The following is a 17,496-nucleotide window of genomic DNA, read 5'->3' on the forward strand; positions in this document are numbered from 1 at the left end:
CTCGACTGAAGAAAGGCTGTGGCACGTGGCGCATCCCGCACTGCCGCTCGTCAGCGTCCAGCAGAAGCCGTTGCACGACGAATGGGCCCGGGCACTGGACTGGGCGGAGGTCCGGGAGTCCCGCTGTGCTCCGGCCGTCTGCGAACTTGGCTTTCACGACCCGCGGTTCGGTCTGCCGGCGGCGGACGCACAACTGCGCCTCGGAGCCCAGGTGCAGCTCTTCGTACCGTCCCCCGAAGACAGTCGCGGAGTGGAGCTGTTCACCGGAGAGATCACCGGATTCGAGGTGCGCAGCAAGGACGGCCGGACCTGTACCGTCCTGCATGCCGAGGACCGCTCCCACCGTCTCCGCCGGGGCCGGCGCGTCGCCGTATACGTGGAGAAATCCGCGAGCGAGATCGCGGCGCAGCTCGCCAGGCAGGCGGGGATCGACACGCAGCGGATCGACGAGACCCCGATCGTCTACAAGCGCGTGTCCCAGGTCACCGAGACGGACTGGGACTTCCTGAACCGCCTCGCCCGCGAGAACGACCGCGAGGCCTTCGTCCGTGCGGGGAGTCTGCGCTTCCAGCCGGTCCGGAGGGCGGGCACGGATCCCTCGTCGAAGGATCCAACGGTCCTCCAGTACGGCAGGAACCTCCTGGCGATCAGTTCCACCACTTCTCTGCGCGATCAAGTGAGCAAGGTCCAGGTCCGCGGCTGGGATCCGGACCGGGGACAGGCGATCGCCGCGGTCAGCGAGGTGAAGGGCGCGCCGTCTCCGTGGGCGTCCGGGGCTTCCTTGGTGAAGGGTGAATCGCTGCTGCTGAACTCGGTGCCCCGCACCGACCAGCACAGCGCGGAGACGGTCGCCGACGCCATGGCGCGGGAGGTGGCGTCCAGCCGGACCTCGTTCCGCGCCGAGGTCATCGGGGCGCCGGAGCTGCGGCTGCGGTCGGCCGTCAAGCTCGCCGGCTTCGGCGAGGGCTTCGACAGCACCTACACGATCACGTCCACCCGGCATCGTTTCGGCAGGGGCACGCGTTACCTCACCGAGGTCACGGTCCATAACGGGCAGCCGGAAGCCGCCGATGGACACGGGGGACGTACCGGCGACCCGGAGACCGTTGCCCCGCGCATGCCCGGCCTGGTCTGCGCCACGGTCTCCAACATCCAGGATCCTGAGAAACAGGGGCGGGTCCAGCTCAAGTTCCCGTGGCTGGACGAGGATTACGTCAGTGACTGGGCGCGTACGGCACAGCTCGGCGGTCACGCCGGTGGCGGGATCGTCTGCCCCGAGGTGGGCGACGAGGTCCTGGTGGGCTTCGAACAGGGCTGCCTGGACCGGCCCTATGTCATCGGCGGCCTCTACAACCAGCGGCACAAGCCGCGCAAGCACCAGGTCGGCGACCTCTACGACGGGTCGAAAGGTGCCACGAACGTCCGTTCCTTCGTCTCGCGGACCGGTCAGCGCATGGAGTTGCTCGACGCGGACGGAGGCCCGACCGGCGTACTGCTCGCCACGGGTGACGGCAAGCTCCGCATCGACCTGGACCAGAGCAGCACCACCGTCGTGATCAAGAGCGACGGCGAGGTGAGCATCAAGTCGAAGAAGATCAGCCTGGAGGGGGACGACATCAGCCTGGACGCGAAGAACGGCCGGCTCAGCCTCGCGGGGCAACAGGTCGCGGTCAAGGCCCAGACCAATGTCGCTGTGGACGCACAGGCCAATGTCTCTCTGTCGGGCAACGGCATATGCACGATCAAAGGTTCTGTCATCAAGCTCAACTGACTTCCTCCCCTTCGTTCCCCCCCCACTCGCTCATCTGAGGAGACGCTCCCCGTGCCGCCTGCCGCCCGCGTCGGTGACGCCATGTCACACGTTCCCAATCCCAGCCCGGCTCCCGTACCCGCCGGCACCGGAGCCGTCATGCCACCCGGTATGCCGACCGTTCTGATCGAGGGCGTCCCCGCGGCGGTGGCCCCCGCGATGGCCGCGTGCACCGTGCCGCACGGGCCGTCGCCGCTGCCCCCCGCCCCCCTCGTCCCGACGCCGATGGTCAAGCCGGTGCTGATCGGCGGCCGTCCCGCCGCGTGCATGGGCGACAAGCTGCCCTGTGGAGCGGCCGTGGTCGGCGGCAGCGCGACCGTCCGTATCGGCGGCTGAGATGGCCGACACGTTCATCGGCCGGGGCTGGGCCTTCCCCCTCGGCGTGAGCCCTTCCGGGGGCATGAACATGATCGACGGCAACGAGGAGATCAGCCAGTCCATCCGGCTGATCCTGGGCACCGATCCGGGCGAGCGGCCCATGCGCCCCGAATTCGGCTGCGCCATCCGGGACTTCGTCTTCGATTCCGTCAACGCCTCCTTCATGGGGGCTGTCGCCTGCGAAGTGCGGCGCGCTCTGGAGCGCTGGGAACCCCGCATCGTCGTCGACGACGTGCATGTCACCGCCCGGCCCGAGGCGCCAGAGGTGCTGTACATCGACGTCGCCTACCACCTGTCCCACACCAACAGCAGCCGCAACCTGGTCTACCCCTTCTACGTGATTCCCGTACGCCGTGAGGCGGACGACCAGTCCGCCGTTCATCCGCAGAGAGACACCCATGCCCCTGCCTAGCCCGCATCTCGACGACCGCCGTTTCGAGGACCTGGTCGACGAGGCCAGGCGCCTGATCCAACGCCGCTGCCCGGAGTGGACCGACCACAATGTCTCCGACCCGGGTGTAGCGCTCATCGAGGCATTCGCGCAGATGGTGGATCAGCTGGTGTACCGGATCAACCGGGTGCCCGAGAAGGTGCACCTGGGCTTCCTGGACATGCTCGACCTGAAGCTGACGCCGCCTCAAGCGGCGGTGACCGACCTCACGTTCTGGTTGTCGGCACCGCAGAAGACCTCCGTCTCCGTCCCCGCCGGAACCGAGGTCGCCACACCGCGCGCGGGCGGGGCACCGGCATGCGTGTTCACGGTGGACCGTGGACTCGAGATCGTGCCCGCCACCTTCGCGCTCATCGGCACCGCCGAGGCCGGACACACGGCGGTGCTTGTCACCGAACGGTTCGAGGCCGGTGAGCCCGTGACCTGCTTCGGGCAACAGCCCGCCCCCGGGGACAGCCTGCTCATCGGTCTGACGGAGGCCGTTCCGCGGTGCGCGGTCGCACTCCGTCTGGACTGTGAACTGGAGGGTGTGGGAGTGGACCCGGTCAGGCCTCCCCTGGTGTGGGAGGCGTGGTGCGGAGAGCGTTGGGAGCCGTGCGAGGTCGACCGTGACACCACTGGCGGCCTCAACCGGGCAGGCGAGGTGGTACTGCACGTTCCCGAGGGTCACACTCCCTCGCTGGTGGGGAGGCGACGGGCCGGCTGGCTGCGCTGCCGGGTCCTCGAGGGCCGGCCGGGCCGTCCCGGTTACGCGACCTCGCCGCGGATCTCCCGGGTGGAGGCGTTCACCATCGGCGGCACCACCTCCGGCGTGCACGGGGAGACGGTACGGTACGAGGAACTGGGCACCTCCGACGGTACGCCGGGCCAGGTCATACCCATCGGGCAGGCGCCGGTCGCCGGCGGCTCGCTGCACACCGTGGTCACCGAGGGCCCCTCGGGGCGTGAGGAGTGGAACGCGGTCGGGTCCTTCTCCGATTCCGGGCCGGAGGACCGTCATGTGACCGTCGACGAGGTCTCCGGGGAACTGCGGTTCGGGCCCGCGGTGCGGGACACGGACGGCACGGTCCGCCAGTACGGCGCGGTGCCCAAGGCGGGGGCGCGCGTGCGCGCGGTGGAGTACCGCAAGGGGGGCGGCCGTGCGGGCAATGTCGCTCCGGGCGCGCTGAGCGTGCTGCGCACGCCACTGGCGCTGATCGCCAAGGTGGAGAACCGTGTGGCGGCCGGCGGCGGGGTGGACGCCGAAACCGTTGACGGGATCAAGCTCCGGGCGGCCCAGTGGCTGCGTACGCAGCGGCGCGCGGTGACGGCCCGGGACTACACCGTGATCGCGCGCAGCGCGTGCCGGGAGGCCGGGCGCATCGAGTGCACGGACTCGCTCGCCGAGAACGGGCACGGCCCGGTCCGTGTGCTGGTTGTTCCGGACGTCGCCGCCGGGCTGTTGCGGGAGGACTGGTCGGCCGCCGCACCGTCGTCGCAGATGCTCTCGGCCGTGGCCGGCGCCATCGACGTACGCCGTCCGCTGGGCACCCGGGTCACCGTGAGCGGTCCCGGCTACCAGGGCGTGACCGTGGTGGCGCAGATCGAGGCGGCCTCCGGGGGACGGCCCGACGAAGTGCGGGAGCGCGTGCTGGACGCGCTGTACGACTTCCTCAGTCCGCTGCCCGGCCGGAGGCATCGCCAAGGGTGGCCGCTGGGACGGCCGTTGCGCTTGGGTGAACTCCACGCGGCGGTCACCGCGGTGGAAGGCGTGGAGGCCGTGGAGAAGCTGGAGATGTATCCCGCCGACCTCTCCTCCGGTGAGCGCGCCGCCGCCGCTCAGCGCATCGAGCTGGAGCCGACGTCCCTGTTCTTGTCCTATCGCCATCATGTCGCCGTCACCGCCTTCGGTTCGGGGGCCGGTTCGCAACGAAGCGGGAGCGGGTCATGACGGACTCGTCCGAAGGCGCCGTAGCGGACGGGACGGCAAAGCGGGGCCATCGGCCGGGACCATTCCGCACCTCGGAGGTGCCCGGCTACCGGTCGCTCCTGGCCATACTGCCCACGGTGTACCGCGAGGGTGACTTCGCGGATCGCTTCGTCTCCGGTTTCGACGATGTGCTGGCACCCGTCATGGAAACACTCGACTGCCTCGACGGCTACTTCACCGCAGGTACCGCGCCGGCCGACTTCCTGGACTGGATGCTCGAGTGGAGCGGCGCACCGCTGCCCGCCTCGGTGCCGGAAGCCGGGCGGCGGTACGCACTGCGGGCGGGTGTGCGGCTGCAGGGGCTGCGTGGCACACGTGTGGGCCTGGAACTGCTGATCCGCGAGGTGCTCGGGGGGCAGGTGGACATCGAGGATTCGGGAGGGACCCGCTACGGCCAGTGGTTCGGGCACGACCCGGCCGACCATCAACCGCCCCGGGTACGCGTACGGGTGGCCGTGCCCAGTGGCATGAATACCCGGGACGTCCACGCGTTGGTACGAGACTGGCTGCCCGCCCATGTGCAGGCAGCCGTGGATATGACGGAATTGCCGGTCGTGGCGTGAGACGAGAGCGGCACGGTTCGGTACGGGAAGCCGTCCCGGACGATGCCGCCCCGGACCGGGGGTACGGGACGGCCCCGCAGGCGAAGGCCACATCCCCCCTGCGACTCCGGTGTCCCGTAGAACAGCCGGGTCCGTCATCTGAAGAAAGGTAAGAGCAGTGAACATCGTGCAGCAGGTCGACACGGCCCTCAAGAATGGGCTGCTCCAGGGCCCCTTGCAGGGAGCCGGGATATCCGTTGCCTTCGACACCCCCGACTCGGCATGGATCGCACGCCGCACCGGCCCTTGCGTCAATGCCTTTCTGCACTCCGTCGACGAGGACCACAGCCGCGCCCAGGCCGGGAACATCGGCGTCGTCGACGAAGAGGGCAATGTCGTCGGATACCGCAGGCCGCCCCGGCATTTCCGGCTGTCCTACCTGGTCACCGTGTGGGCCCAGTCGGTGCAGGACGAACACCGCATGCTGGGGCGGCTGTTGGAGTGGTGCGCCGAAACCGAGGAACTGACGCTGCCCGAGGGCGGCAACCGCCGCCTCACGTTGAGGCTGCGCGGCACCGGAAAGGAGAAACTCGTCACGGAGGACAACCCCGCGGCACGCCTGTGGACGACACTGAGCATCCCCACCCGCCCCGCACTCGACCTGCTGATCACCGTTCCGCTTGAGCGGCAGACCACCGAGGCGATGCCGGCGCCGACCCGCGGCGCCGCGCTGCGGGCGCGCCAGCTCTCCACTCACGGGAACAGGCCAGTGTCCCGACCGCAGGGGAGGCCGGGACGTCCTGGGCGAAACGTCACGGAGATCGGGTGAGCGCTTGCGCCTCAGCTGCCCTGGGCAAGGAGAAATCGGCTCGCAGGGCGAAGCCTCCTCCGGCCGTCGGCCCCGCGCTGAAGCTGCCGCCGGCCTTCTTGATCCGGTCCTGCATGGTTATCAGGCCGAATCCCGAACCCGAGTGGCGGCTGTGGGAAGCCGCCGGCGCAGTGTTGACCACCGCGACCGACAGCGCGCCCACCCGGGCTTCGCAGGTCACTTCGATCTCGGCGCCACGGGCGTATTTGAGGGCGTTGGTGAGCCCTTCCTGCACCAGCCGGTACACCGCGAGATCCACCTCACGCGGCAGGAGTTGCGGTACACCCGTCATGTTCAACTCCACCTTCGCGCCCGACGCGATCGTCTCCCTCACGAGTTTCGGCATCGCGTTGACGTAGCGGTTGACCCCGTTCGCCACGGCATCGTGCCCGCCCTCTTTGAGAAAGCCGAGCAACACGTGCAGTTCCCTGACCGCAGAGGCAGCCGAGTTGTGGATCAACTCCGCGTGCTCCCTGCTGAGCCGGTCGATCCCTTCACGGGATTCGATGATGCCCGCGTACATGGCTATCGTGTTGAGCCGGAAACTGATGGTGTCGTGCAGCTCCCCGGCAAGCCTCTGCCGTTCCTGGTGCGCCATCTCGCGCGCGGCTTCCTCAGCCCTCCGCTCGGCGGACTCGAGACGCCCGGAGAGCAAGAGGTTGGATATCGCGTCCTGTCGCGCCCCCCAGCCGGCCAGAGCAGGCAGGAAGGGGCTCAGGACCCCGTCGTACATCTGCCAGGAGAACCCGCTGTAGGGATAGGCGATCTCGAAGGCGAGCAGGTTCAGTGCGGTGATCAACACCCCCCACCAGAGCCCCCGGTGGATCCTGCGCCCCACCCAGAACGATCCCGCGACCATGGGGTACGGGCAGCCCGTCGCCAGCAGGAGGCCGACACCCGCCAACGGACACAAGAGCGGGCAGGGACGTCTCAGAAGGAAGACGGACGAGACGAAGACCGTGCAGGCGATCTCCGCCGGGATATGGTGCAGCAGCCCTCTCTTCTGGAGCGTCGGGTCGACCGCCCATGTCAGGCTCGCCAGAAAGACCGTGGCGGCCACGACGACGTCCATGAACCAGGGATGACGCCCGCTCCACGACGCAACGGCATACCAGGAAGAAACACCTCCATCAGATTTTTCCCGAAGTCTATGGACCCATCGGATCCCGGGGAGGTTGGCCATGTGCCTGGCAGGCCTGAAAATCACTGCGGGAAATTCCCCCTAGGGACGGCTTCACATATCGTCATGCCTATTTTTGCGTTTCCCTTGCACGCGACGGAAGCCGCTTCAGGAATCAGCACGTAAGATTTTTCGAAAGATCGGCCTCATAAGCGAGAATGGCCGCTTGGGTGCGGTTCTCCAGCCGGAGCTTGCGCAGGATCCGGGAGACGTATGTCTTGATGGTGGCGGGTGCCATCGACATGACCCTGGCGATGTCGGCATTGGAGAGACCCTCCGCGAGCAGGCCCAGAACATCGAGCTCCCGGCGGGAGAGGGTCGCCAGGCGGGCCTGTTCGTCCGCGGTCACCGGCGTATGGGCGTGGGTGGTCACCTGGCACCGGTTCAGGAACGCGGTTCCGACCGGACTGGAGAACACCATGTCCCCGGTGGCGACCGTGCGCACGGCCCTCAGCAATTGCTCGGGGCTGGCGGTCTTGAGGACGAATCCGCCGGCACCGGCCTCCAGGGCTTCACCGACCAGGGTGCCGTCATAGTGGGACGTGACGATCAGGACGCGCGCCTCCGGACAGACACGGCGCATCTGCCGGGTGGCGTCGACGCCGCCGACCGGCCGCATGCACACATCCATCAGCACGACGTCCGGCTGCTCTTCACCGGCCAGTGAGACAGCTTCGGCACCATCATCGGCCTCGCCGACCACGGTGATGTCCTCAGCCGACTCGATCATGGTGCGGAGTGCGTAACGGATGAGGGGTTCATCCTCCGCGATCAGAACTCGCAGCGCCTTCGTCGGGTGAATCCCGTTCACTGCTTGCTACTTCCTCGAAATCAAAGTTGTCGCACAGGCCCGAGCCGACGCGGGGCACCCCGGCATCGTCAGAGCCACGCCTTCTTCTAAAACTATGTTAGTCCGCGCTTTCCCTGCCTCCATCCGGCACGGACCAATCGTCCGACGCTCAACTTTCAAGCGAGGAAAGGGCGTTCGGCAAGAACCTCTTGGGGGCAACAGCTTAGACACACCCGAACCTCCCATTACCTTTCCTTGCCGTTTCTTTCCCTGTTACAGATACGCAAAGGACTTAAGTCCCGACCTACCGCGCGCAGGCCGGGAGAGCCTCTGAAACTCCGCGCGGACCGCGGTCCCGACCAAATACACCCTCGACGGGTGAACGGAGCACCTCCGGGCCCGGTCAGATGACGGATACTCTGCTGCCGAACCGCAAGCCCTTGCCGTTTGAGAACCGGATCAGCGGCACACCGACTCATTCGTGCGGAATCGAGGTCCGGTCATCCAGTGCGCACCCGAAGCACAGCCGTCACCGTTGCCCTCGTCGCGGTCGTCATGAGCGGCGGAGCGGCCATGGCCGCCTCGATGGCGATCCCGGACAAGCACCGTACAGAAACCGTGCCGCGCGCCGGTGGCACATCCGAGGCATTCGTGAACAGTCCGGAGGTGCTGAGCGCCGCCGCGTTTGCCGTCGACGAACACAACAAGGCATCCGGGCAGCACGTGCGACTGAGCCACGTCGTCCGGGCCCGGAGCCAACTGGTCGCGGGGACCATGTACTCCCTGACCCTGATGACGACGGGTCCTGTCGGCCCGGCGCTGTACGAAGCGCGGATCTGGGTCAAACCCTGGGAACGCTTCCGGAAGCTGGAAGTGTTCAAGCCAGCCTGACCCCACGCGCGTCCCTGGGAAGGGAAGTCCACGGCAAGCGCCGACGCCGCCAGGAACCGCGGAGCCGTGGTCGGCCCTCGCAGATCCTGGCGACATCGGCCTCAGCGCCTCATCGCGTCCGGCACCGGAGCATGCGTCACGACGCGGCCCGGGGCTCCGGTACGGCGACGGGAGCCGGCGGCAGGAACAGTTGCCCGCGGAGAGCACCGCGTGCGGTGCGTACCGCCACGACGGCCCACGCCACGACGAGCAGCAGATACAGGGCGACGGCCACCGCGGACAGGGCATCGGCGCCGGTACGGGCGGCGAGGCCGGTGGTGCCGGTGACGCAGGTCCCGACAGGGAAGGTGAAGCCCCACCAGGTGAGGTTGAAGGGCAGTCCGGTACGGGCGGTCCGTACCGTCACCGCCAGCGCGAGTGCCAGCCACAGCATCGCGAATCCCCATGTCACGATGCCGAAGACCAGGGCGAAGACAGCCATTCCCTGGGCGTAGGGGGCAGGAAGCGCGGACGGGGCAGCGTTCGCCAGAAGCCCGGCCGCGGTGACCGACTGGCCGAGCGGGCCCAGCACGATCCACAGAGTGGGAACGGTCCGGGCGGCAGGCGCGTCGTGGTGCATCAGCCGCGAGTAGATCAGCGTGATGATGATGAGCGCGGCGATCAGACTGATGCCGAACATCGCGCAGCAGGCGAGGAACATGGTCAGCCGCGGCTGCCCCGCAGGGGCGTGGGGTATGAGCAGGGCGCCCATCGCGGCGGAGACCATGGGCGGGACGACTGGCATCAGCCAGCCGCCGAACGCGGAGTCGGGTGCCATACGGTGCCGGATGATCATCCGGTACGGGATGGCGAAGGCTGCCAGCAGTCCGAGCAGGGTGCCGGCCGACCACAGCACCCAGTCGACGGCGAGTGCCGCGGACAGGCCGATGACGTCCTTGCCCAGCAGCAGCGTGCCCGCGCCCACGGTCATCAGCGCCATCGGCGGAGCACCGTAGAACTGCGACATCACCGGGTCGGCGCCGTGCCGGCGGGCGTTGTCGCGGTGCCGCGCCCAGTGGACGGCCCAGGCGATGACCATCACGACGAGCAGAAGCGCGGCGCACGCCCACACCACCGTGGCGGCGGTGCGCAGCCCGGGGAACTGGAGCGGCAGGGTGGCCGCCGCGTTGGCCACGATGCCGGTGCCCATCACCGAGGCGAACCAGTTCGGTCCGAGGTGCCGGAAGACGTGGCTGGGGTGTTCAAGGTCGCGCAGCAGCCTCCGGGAGGGGACCTCCGATGAGGGTCGCTGCGCTGTCAGGGTGTTCATGACCATCATTCTCACGCCGGTCAGAGACTTCCTGTAGCAGCAGCTGACCAATGGGTACATAGAATGACTTTATGCCTCTGTCGCCACGTGTCCCCGACCTCGCCGCCCTCGACCTGCTGCTCAGCGTCATCGAGACGGGCAGTCTGGGCCGGGCCGCCGAGGCGCACGGCATCACCCAGCCCTCGGTGAGCTCGCGCATCCGCTATCTGGAGAAGCTCGTCGGCTTCCCCGTACTGGAGCGCTCCGCTCTCGGCTCCCGCCCCACCCCGGCCGGAGCCCTGGTCGCCGAGTGGGCCCGCACCGTGATCGACGCGGCCCGGCAGTTGGGAGCGGGCATCGACACACTACGTGAGCAACGCGCCTCGCACCTGCGCGTGGCCGCGAGCCAGACCGTCGCCGAGTACCTGTTCCCCCAGTGGCTGACGGTACTGCGGGCCCGTGCTCCCCAGACCACCGTCGGACTGCGCGCGGGCAACTCGGCCGACGTGGCCCGGGCCGTCCTGGAAGGTCAGGCGGAGATCGGATTCATCGAGGGCCCCAGGGCCCCCAAGGGACTGCACAGCCAGGTTGTGGCCACAGACCGCCTCACTGTGGTGGTCGCTCCCGGGCACCCCTGGGCCCGGCGCTCCGCCATCACCCTCGCCGAGCTGGCCGGCACTCCGCTGATCCAGCGTGAACCCGGCTCGGGCACCCGCATAGCTTTCGAAGAAGCCGTCACCGCCCGCATCCCCGGCTGGAAGGCCATTCCTCTCCTGGAGCTCTCCTCCACCACTGCGATCAAGACCGCTACGGCTGCCGGCATCGGGCCCGCTGTTCTGAGCTCCCTGGCCGTCACGACCGAACTCGCCTCAGGCGCTCTCAAAGCCCCCACCGTGCATGATCTCAACCTGAGCCGCACCCTGCGCGTGGTGTGGCCCGTCGGGCAACGGCCCACGGGCCCTGCCAGGGATCTCCATGCCATCGCGCACCAAGCGGGCCGGGGAGCCGACAAGGCATAAGCCCGTTCTATGGTGCCATCGATTCGTGGCCGCTACCCATGTCCGTTGTCCGGGCGGAAGCTGAGCGCGTAAGCAGCCCTCCGTTGAAGCAGGGACGACATGTACACCCTCCTCTTCCTCCTGATCTTCCTGTGTGTCCTGGCGGTGATCCGCGGCTGGCCACGCCGCCAGCGGCTCCTGCTCTGGGCGGGAACCCTGGTCGCGGCCTTGCTCGCGTTCGCCCCGCACGTCATCGACCACAGCTACCACCTCGCCATCTGATCCTCGGAGGAGGAAATCCCCATGGCCACCGCCGTGATCACTCCTGCCGGTTCCGCCCGGCTGTCCAACCGCCTGGGCCTGTGGTTCGCGCACGCCTATGTGCTGGGTATGTGCGCCGTGCTGGGCGGCGCCTACTTCTTCCAGTTCGGGCTGTGGGAGTACCCCTGCCCGATGTGCCTGCTGCAGCGCATGTTCTTCCTGCTCAGCGCCCTCGGACCGGCCTACATCATCGCCCGCTCGCGCAAGGGCGCGGTGACCACTCGCGAGTTCGCCTCCGGCTGGGGCTGGGCCGCGGCCGTCGCCATCTGCGGCAGCTTCGTCTCGGCGGCCCAGGTGTTGATGCACATAGTGCCCCCGGATCCGGGTTACGCGGGTGCCCTGTTCGGACTCCACCTGTACACCTGGGCCCTGGTCGCCTTCGTCCTGGCTGTACTGGCCTGCGGCATCAATCTCGTCCTGGTCGACAAGTCCGAGCCGCTGGACGCCGGCACCACCTCCCCTCTGCTCGGCAAGGCCGCCCGCGTGACCCTGGCCGTGCTGGCGTTCTTCGCCCTCAGCAACCTCGTGGCGTGTTTCTTCATCCAGGGGTTCCACTGGCAGATGTCGGGCGACCCGACCAGCTACCGGTTCTTCACCGACCTCGGCCTCTGACCCATCACCATCAGCCGTACGCCGGTCTGTTCCGCCAGGCACTTCCTGGCGGAACAGACCGCTTTTCGCCAGTGAGTTCGCCAGTGAGGGTGTGTTCGTCAAGTGACTCCCGTCCGTTGCGCGCCGGAGATGCTGGAGATATCCGCCCTGGAGCTGCTGGTGGCCGTGGCCAGGCTGGGCAGCCTGAGCAAGGCCGCCGACGAGCTGGGCATCACCCAGCCCGCCGCCAGCGCCCGGATCCGCACCATGGAGCAGAGGGTCGGGGTCGGGCTGGTGGAACGTTCTCCCAGTGGCTCCCGGCTCACCGAAGCCGGGGCACTGGTGACCATCTGGGCGGCCAAGGTACTGGAGGCCGCCGAGGCCCTGGAGGCGGGCATCGAGACCTTGCGCACCCGGCGGGACACTCAGCTGCGGATCACCGCGAGCCTCACCGTGGTCGAGCACCTGCTGCCGGGCTGGCTCAGCGTGTTGCGGCGGGAACGGCCGGCCACCGCCGTTTCGATCATTGCCGAGAACTCCCGGGCCGTGGCAGACAGGGTCCTCTCGGGCGAGGCCGACCTGGGCTTCATCGAAAGCGCCACCGTGCCGCCCGGTCTCGATGCCGTCCCCGTGGCCGAGGACCAGCTCGTGCTCGTCACCGCCCCGAACCACCCATGGGCGCGACGCCGCACCCCGGTCCGTACCGCCGAGCTGGCACGCACCCCTCTGATCATGCGGGAGCGGGGATCCGGTACCCGGCAGGTCCTGTACCGGGCGCTCGGGGCACGCGGCAAGCCGTGTGCCCCGCTGCTGGAGCTGCCTTCCACCACGGCCGTCAGGTCGGCCGTGCTCTCGGGTGCCGGGCCAGCTGTGGTCAGTGCCCTGGCCGTCCACGACGACCTTCTGGCCCGCCGTCTGTCGGCGGTCAGGCTCCAAGGAGCCGATCTGACACGGACCCTGCGGGCGGTCTGGCCGACCGGTCACCGTCCCTCGGGGCCTGCCCGTGCTCTTCTCGCCGTGGCCCGCCGCCAGGAGACGACAGTTACCGCTGTGCGACGGTGAGGCCGGCCGGTCCTCCGGCCACCGCTCCCCCGCGGTCGTTCAGTCGGTGTCTTTCCCCTTGGCGGCATTCTCGACGAGCCGGGTGATCCGCTGGGCTGTGAGCGGGGGAAGCCCTGCACCAATCAGATTGGTGCCGTCGAGCACGAAGGAGGGAGTCGCCTTGACGCGGTTCTGCCGGTCGAAGACATGCTGGACCCTCCTCACCCAGGTGTCGTGGACGCCCTTGGTCACGCTCTCTGCAAACTTCGCGGTCCTGAGGCCGTCGACCTTTGCCGCCAGATCGAGAAGCACCTTTTTATCGCCGAAGCGGTCGTCCTGCTCATCAGGTTGGTTGGCGAAGAGAACGTCGTGATATTCACGGAACTTGCCGGCGTCCTGGGCACTGGCAGCCGCTTCGGCGGCATACCTGGATCCCTTGCCGCCGGAAAAGGCGTCGATGAATGACAGCAGGTGGTACTCGACCCGGAGCTTTCCCTCGTCCTCCAGCTTGTCGACCGCCTCATGGATCTCTTTCTCCACCATCGCGCAGCCTGGACAGCGGAAGTCCTCGTACGCCGTGATGGTGACCGGTGCGTCCGGCTTGCCCACCGCGATGACGAGGCCCCGCTCTCCGGCCGCACCGGCAGGTGCGACGACAGGGCCTGCCTCCTTGAGCTCGCCTGACCGTGCGGAGATAGCGACCCCGAAGACCACCGCCAGGACAACACACACGCCGACAGCGGCACTGAACTGCCTCCGGCGGTGGGCCCGCCGCGCAGTTCGTTCATGTTCGGCACGCAACCGATCATGCGTATTCGTACGGGCGGAGGGAGTCCGGGTCTCACTCATGAGGAAGCCAATCCGAAGTTCGCCGGCACTGATCCGAGCGCCGGACACGACTCAGGGGCAGGGAGCCGACAGCATTTGCATCAACGGCACCAGGTTATGGTGCAGAAATTCCCATGAGGCCCGCAAAGAGCCTTGCATATGGACTTCTTGAAGCCTAGCTGTTGTGCAAAGCGGTTGCCGACATCGTTCGTTGGCGCGGTGTATCCATACGGGCGACAGGCATCGGCAGCCCATCTGGATAGCGTGACGGCGTGCACGGTGGGACCGTCTTCGGCCCGACCCAGTACAACCACCGCAGCTACAGGACAGTTTCAGGTGCAGATATGACTACGGTCCCCCCGTTCCCGCGCCTCGCCCCCATGCCAAGGCCCCGCTTGCGCCGCCTTTTCACCGACCACGTAGCAGCTGCACGCATCGTCCTGGTCACGGCACCCACCGGATCGGGCAAAACGACTGCGCTGACCGACTGGGCCTCCTGGTCCAACAGGGAGAAGACAGACAACATTTCCTGGATCGGGCTGGACAAGGCAGGGGATCATCCGGCCCAGTTGCTGGCACAGGTGGTCCATGTGCTATCGGCCGCCACCTCGCTTCCCGGGGCGGAAGAGCTGCTCGCCAGCTCGGCAGGCAGCGAGTGGCGCACCTTGCTGCCCGAAGTGCTGCTGTGGCTGGAGCGCCTGCCAGAGCCAGTCACCCTGGTCATTGACCGACTGCAGGCCGTACGTACGGGAGAGGTGCACCATCTTTTGGAGCAGCTCATCCGCTACGCCTGTCCCCGGCTGCGTCTGGTCCTCGCGACACAAACACGAAGCTGCCTGCCCCGCCCCGATCTCCGCAGCGGAGGCCACGTCCTGGCCGTGCCCGCTCACGAGCTCCTGTTCACTCGTGCCGAGGCCGACGCGCTATGTGAGGAGCGCGGCGTGGAACCGACCGGCGACCTTCTCGGCAAACTCATGCAGGCCACCGGGGGCTGGCCCCACAGCCTGACCCGGGCCGTGAGTGACCTGGCCTGTGGCTCCGCCCTCGATGTGCAGTCCGTCGTGGCGCGCGCCCAGCAGGAATCCGCCTCACTGCTGGCGAAAGAGGCCGCCGCCCATGAAGCCGAGGGTGACTGGCTGACCCTGCTGAGGCTCAGTGTCACGGGCGGCCCCCTCGACAGCGGGCTCGCCGGGCTCGTGGCCGACCGGCCCGACGCGGGCCGTGTGCTGCACCACAGCGCCGACGACAGCGGACTGGTGACCTCCCACGAGAACGGCTACCGGTTCCTGCCCGGCGTCGAAGCACCGCTGCGTGTCCTGGCACACGAGCGCCTGGGGCCGGAGGCAGTGGAGAAGATCCATCGCACAGCCGCGGAATGGCATCGTGACCACGGATCACCTGTCCGTGCGGTGGAGCACGCCTTGCTGGCCCGGGACTTCAGCCACGCATGGGAGATCCTGCGCGGTGCCGCGATACGACTGTGCCTGTCCGGCCGAGGAGAAGACGTGCTCCGGCTCCTCTCCCGCTTCGACAAGGCACAGGACGCCCCTTCGCCGCCCGAAGCCGATGCTCTGCACGCCTTGGCCCTGACCGTGCTGGGCCGGGCGGAGGACGCTGCGGCCGTTGCCGAGAGGGCCGAACAAGGCTCCGTCGACAAGAGCGGGCCGACGGCCACCGCATGGACCAAGTGGGCCATCGCGGTCGTACACCTCATGCAATGTCACCGGGACGGCGACCTGGGTGCGGCCATGACGCACAGCGAAGTCGTACGCAAGGCGCTGTCCAGGACGCAGAGCTCGATGCTGTCCGGCTCTCCCCGGGAACACGAGGCACTGCTCGCCCCGTACCTGGCCATGGCCGACTGGTGGCAGGGCGACAGCAAGCGGGCACGCCGCCACCTCAATGCGAGCCGCCTCGACGCCGAACTGCACGGGAGAACAGACCAGGCCGACAACTGTGCCGCGCTGGGCCTGTTGCTCTCCTACCTCGACGGGCAGACGGCGAACCGGCCGGATCACCTGCCCCTCCTGGACAGTGGGGACATCGCCAGGGCCCTGGGCAACGCGTACAGCAGCTTCGTGCCCATCTGTGCGAGCCGTCGGGCCTGGGAACAAGGTGATCTCCCGGCCATGGAACAGGCCGTGCAGCAGATCGACCGCACATCTCCAGTACTACGCGCCCTGTGCGACACCGAAGCGGATCTGCTCCGTGCCGAACTGCATCTCTCCCGGAAGAACACATGGGCCGCCCTGCGCGCCGTGGCATCGGCGGAGGCACGTCACAAGATCGGCGCACCGGCCGGCTGGCGGGCACGCATTGTCTACACGGGAGCCCGCACTCGTCTGGCACTCGGCCGTACGAACGACGCCACCGCGCTGCTGCCCAAGGGGAGCATGGAGCTTCAGCACCCTTACGGGCGGCTCGCCGCCGCCCTGGTGAAACTCGCCGGCGGGGCCGCCGGAGCGGATGTGCTCACCCTCCTGGAGCCGCTGCGCGACTGCACGCAGTGGCTGAACTCCTTCAGGGCCGAGGCATGGCTTCTGTCCGCCCGGGCATGGCAGTTGTCGGGCCGGCCCGGTCTGCGAGTGCGGCAGGCGATTCACCAGGCCATGTCGTTGGCCCACGAGGCCGGCAACGTGCGGATCTTCCAGGAACACGCTTCGTGGTGCCGCCCGCTGCTCGTGGCCTGTGCGGCGGACACCGGGGATCCCGAGGGGCATGTCACGTCGCTCCTCAAGGCCCTCAGCCCGAACATCGAGACGGGCATTCAGCTGTCGCGCAGAGAGCTGGAGGTCATGACCCTGCTGGTCGGCGACCTGACGCTCAGCGAAATCGCGGAACAGCTCTCCGTATCCGTGAACACCGTCAAGACGCAGGCACGGAGCATCTACCGAAAGCTCGGCGTGTCCAAGCGCCGCGGAGCAGTCGCCGAGGCGCGGGCACGTGGGCTGCTGGGCTGAACCCGCGCCTTTGGGGAACCGGCCGTGCCCACACCTCCGAAAGGACACGGCTCCCCCACCCCTTCGTAGTGGGATCGACAATGAACTGAAGAGGAGCGTGCAGTGTGCATGCGGAGCTGACCAACAGGAGCCGTGAGGCGCTCAACGTCGCAAGTGAGCGGGCCGTGTCGGCGGGACACGTCGATGTGACACCCGCGCATCTGCTGCTCGCGCTGCTGGCCGGCCAGGACAACGAGAACATCATGGATCTGCTGACCGCGGTGGAGGCCGAAGCTGCTGTGCTGCGCTCCGGCGCGGAAAGCCTGCTCACCGGACTGCCGAACGCGCACGGTTCCACGGTCGCCCCGCCACGTCCGAGCCGGAAGCTACTGGCGGTCATCACGGCCGCTTCACAGCACACTCGTGCACTGGGTGACAGTTTCGTCTCCACTGAGCATCTGCTGATCGCGCTCGCGGAAAAGGGCGAGCAGATCAGCGAACTCATGACACGGCAAAGGGCCTCTGCTGAGCGATTGTTGGGGGAATTCAGGGTGGTCCGGGGCGGGCAGCGGGTGACGACGGCCGATCCGGAGGGGACGTACAAGGCGCTG

The 17,496-nt window shown here is 68.1% G+C and carries 17 protein-coding genes; 13 read left to right on the top strand and 4 right to left on the bottom strand.

Annotation, left to right across the window (positions count from 1 at the left end):
• The first annotated feature begins 25 nt into the window (after nt 1–25).
• The 6 genes from I5Q34_RS33830 (at nt 26) to I5Q34_RS33855 (ending at nt 5,979) form a co-directional block, all read left to right on the top strand.
• The gene (locus I5Q34_RS33830; RefSeq protein WP_199896329.1) at nt 26–1,771 is read left to right on the top strand and encodes a VgrG-related protein; all 1,746 of its coding nucleotides are present in this window, start codon (nt 26–28) and stop codon (nt 1,769–1,771) included.
• Between the two features lie 138 nt (nt 1,772–1,909).
• On the top strand, nt 1,910–2,146 hold the full coding sequence (locus tag I5Q34_RS33835) for a PAAR domain-containing protein (protein WP_267912077.1): 237 nt from the start codon (nt 1,910–1,912) through the stop codon (nt 2,144–2,146).
• A gap of 1 nt (nt 2,147) precedes the next feature.
• Entirely contained in the window at nt 2,148–2,600 is a 453-nt protein-coding gene (locus tag I5Q34_RS33840; protein WP_199896331.1) for a GPW/gp25 family protein, read from the top strand.
• Nucleotides 2,587–4,569: a putative baseplate assembly protein gene (locus I5Q34_RS33845; protein WP_199896332.1), complete on the top strand. Its 1,983-nt coding sequence runs from the start codon at nt 2,587–2,589 to the stop codon at nt 4,567–4,569. The genes I5Q34_RS33840 and I5Q34_RS33845 overlap by 14 nt, the downstream gene beginning before the upstream one ends.
• Nucleotides 4,566–5,171, top strand: coding sequence for a phage tail protein (locus I5Q34_RS33850; protein ID WP_199896333.1), 606 nt, complete (start codon nt 4,566–4,568; stop codon nt 5,169–5,171). Before I5Q34_RS33845 ends, I5Q34_RS33850 begins: the two co-directional genes overlap by 4 nt.
• A gap of 157 nt (nt 5,172–5,328) precedes the next feature.
• Nucleotides 5,329–5,979, top strand: coding sequence for a DUF4255 domain-containing protein (locus I5Q34_RS33855; protein ID WP_199896334.1), 651 nt, complete (start codon nt 5,329–5,331; stop codon nt 5,977–5,979).
• Here the strand turns inward: I5Q34_RS33855 and I5Q34_RS33860 are convergent.
• Nucleotides 5,963–7,090, bottom strand: coding sequence for a sensor histidine kinase (locus tag I5Q34_RS33860; protein ID WP_199896335.1), 1,128 nt, complete (start codon nt 7,088–7,090; stop codon nt 5,963–5,965). The genes I5Q34_RS33855 and I5Q34_RS33860 overlap by 17 nt on opposite strands.
• A 223-nt stretch (nt 7,091–7,313) precedes the next feature.
• Nucleotides 7,314–8,009: a response regulator transcription factor gene (locus tag I5Q34_RS33865; protein WP_277965772.1), complete on the bottom strand. Its 696-nt coding sequence runs from the start codon at nt 8,007–8,009 to the stop codon at nt 7,314–7,316.
• A gap of 486 nt (nt 8,010–8,495) precedes the next feature.
• On the opposite strand from I5Q34_RS33865, the gene I5Q34_RS33870 reads away from it, so the two are divergent.
• Nucleotides 8,496–8,879 carry a cystatin domain-containing protein gene (locus I5Q34_RS33870; RefSeq protein ID WP_199896336.1) on the top strand — a complete coding sequence of 128 codons (384 nt, stop codon included), beginning with the start codon at nt 8,496–8,498 and terminating at the stop codon, nt 8,877–8,879.
• A 136-nt stretch (nt 8,880–9,015) separates the two neighbouring features.
• Here I5Q34_RS33870 and I5Q34_RS33875 read toward each other — a convergent pair whose 3' ends face one another.
• On the bottom strand, nt 9,016–10,197 hold the full coding sequence (locus tag I5Q34_RS33875; RefSeq protein ID WP_199896343.1) for a TDT family transporter: 1,182 nt from the start codon (nt 10,195–10,197) through the stop codon (nt 9,016–9,018).
• Nucleotides 10,198–10,259: 62 nt separating this feature from the next.
• Between I5Q34_RS33875 and I5Q34_RS33880 the strand changes: the two genes are divergently transcribed.
• From I5Q34_RS33880 to I5Q34_RS33895, 4 genes are all read left to right on the top strand, one after another.
• Nucleotides 10,260–11,186, top strand: coding sequence for a LysR family transcriptional regulator (locus I5Q34_RS33880; protein WP_199896337.1), 927 nt, complete (start codon nt 10,260–10,262; stop codon nt 11,184–11,186).
• 99 nt (nt 11,187–11,285) lie between these two features.
• The gene (locus tag I5Q34_RS33885; RefSeq protein ID WP_199896338.1) at nt 11,286–11,447 is read left to right on the top strand and encodes a hypothetical protein; all 162 of its coding nucleotides are present in this window, start codon (nt 11,286–11,288) and stop codon (nt 11,445–11,447) included.
• 21 nt (nt 11,448–11,468) lie between these two features.
• Complete coding sequence (locus I5Q34_RS33890; RefSeq protein WP_199896339.1) at nt 11,469–12,098, top strand: disulfide bond formation protein B; 630 nt, start codon at nt 11,469–11,471, stop codon at nt 12,096–12,098.
• Between the two features lie 129 nt (nt 12,099–12,227).
• Nucleotides 12,228–13,139: a LysR family transcriptional regulator gene (locus tag I5Q34_RS33895; RefSeq protein ID WP_199896344.1), complete on the top strand. Its 912-nt coding sequence runs from the start codon at nt 12,228–12,230 to the stop codon at nt 13,137–13,139.
• A gap of 39 nt (nt 13,140–13,178) precedes the next feature.
• On the opposite strand, the gene I5Q34_RS33900 is transcribed toward I5Q34_RS33895, so the two are convergent.
• Nucleotides 13,179–13,850, bottom strand: coding sequence for a thioredoxin domain-containing protein (locus tag I5Q34_RS33900; RefSeq protein WP_199896340.1), 672 nt, complete (start codon nt 13,848–13,850; stop codon nt 13,179–13,181).
• 491 nt (nt 13,851–14,341) lie between these two features.
• Here I5Q34_RS33900 and I5Q34_RS33905 point away from each other — a divergent pair, with 491 nt between their 5' ends.
• Together I5Q34_RS33905 and I5Q34_RS33910 are read left to right on the top strand one after the other, a co-directional pair.
• Nucleotides 14,342–16,906, top strand: coding sequence for a LuxR C-terminal-related transcriptional regulator (locus I5Q34_RS33905; RefSeq protein ID WP_199896341.1), 2,565 nt, complete (start codon nt 14,342–14,344; stop codon nt 16,904–16,906).
• A 104-nt stretch (nt 16,907–17,010) separates the two neighbouring features.
• The coding region (locus tag I5Q34_RS33910) for a Clp protease N-terminal domain-containing protein (protein ID WP_307811789.1) at nt 17,011–17,496 on the top strand (486 nt) is incomplete at its 3' end.

This window comes from Streptomyces sp. AV19 (genome assembly GCF_015999245.1).
Classification (GTDB): domain Bacteria; phylum Actinomycetota; class Actinomycetes; order Streptomycetales; family Streptomycetaceae; genus Streptomyces.

Coding starts and splice junctions, on each gene's coding strand:
- I5Q34_RS33835 (WP_267912077.1), top strand. CDS start 1,910: ATGCCACCCGGTATGCCGACCGTTCTGATCGAGGGCGTCCCCGCGGCG.
- I5Q34_RS33840 (WP_199896331.1), top strand. CDS start 2,148: ATGGCCGACACGTTCATCGGCCGGGGCTGGGCCTTCCCCCTCGGCGTG.
- I5Q34_RS33845 (WP_199896332.1), top strand. CDS start 2,587: ATGCCCCTGCCTAGCCCGCATCTCGACGACCGCCGTTTCGAGGACCTG.
- I5Q34_RS33850 (WP_199896333.1), top strand. CDS start 4,566: ATGACGGACTCGTCCGAAGGCGCCGTAGCGGACGGGACGGCAAAGCGG.
- I5Q34_RS33860 (WP_199896335.1), bottom strand. CDS start 7,090: ATGGACGTCGTCGTGGCCGCCACGGTCTTTCTGGCGAGCCTGACATGG.
- I5Q34_RS33875 (WP_199896343.1), bottom strand. CDS start 10,197: ATGATGGTCATGAACACCCTGACAGCGCAGCGACCCTCATCGGAGGTC.
- I5Q34_RS33880 (WP_199896337.1), top strand. CDS start 10,260: ATGCCTCTGTCGCCACGTGTCCCCGACCTCGCCGCCCTCGACCTGCTG.
- I5Q34_RS33885 (WP_199896338.1), top strand. CDS start 11,286: ATGTACACCCTCCTCTTCCTCCTGATCTTCCTGTGTGTCCTGGCGGTG.
- I5Q34_RS33890 (WP_199896339.1), top strand. CDS start 11,469: ATGGCCACCGCCGTGATCACTCCTGCCGGTTCCGCCCGGCTGTCCAAC.
- I5Q34_RS33895 (WP_199896344.1), top strand. CDS start 12,228: ATGCTGGAGATATCCGCCCTGGAGCTGCTGGTGGCCGTGGCCAGGCTG.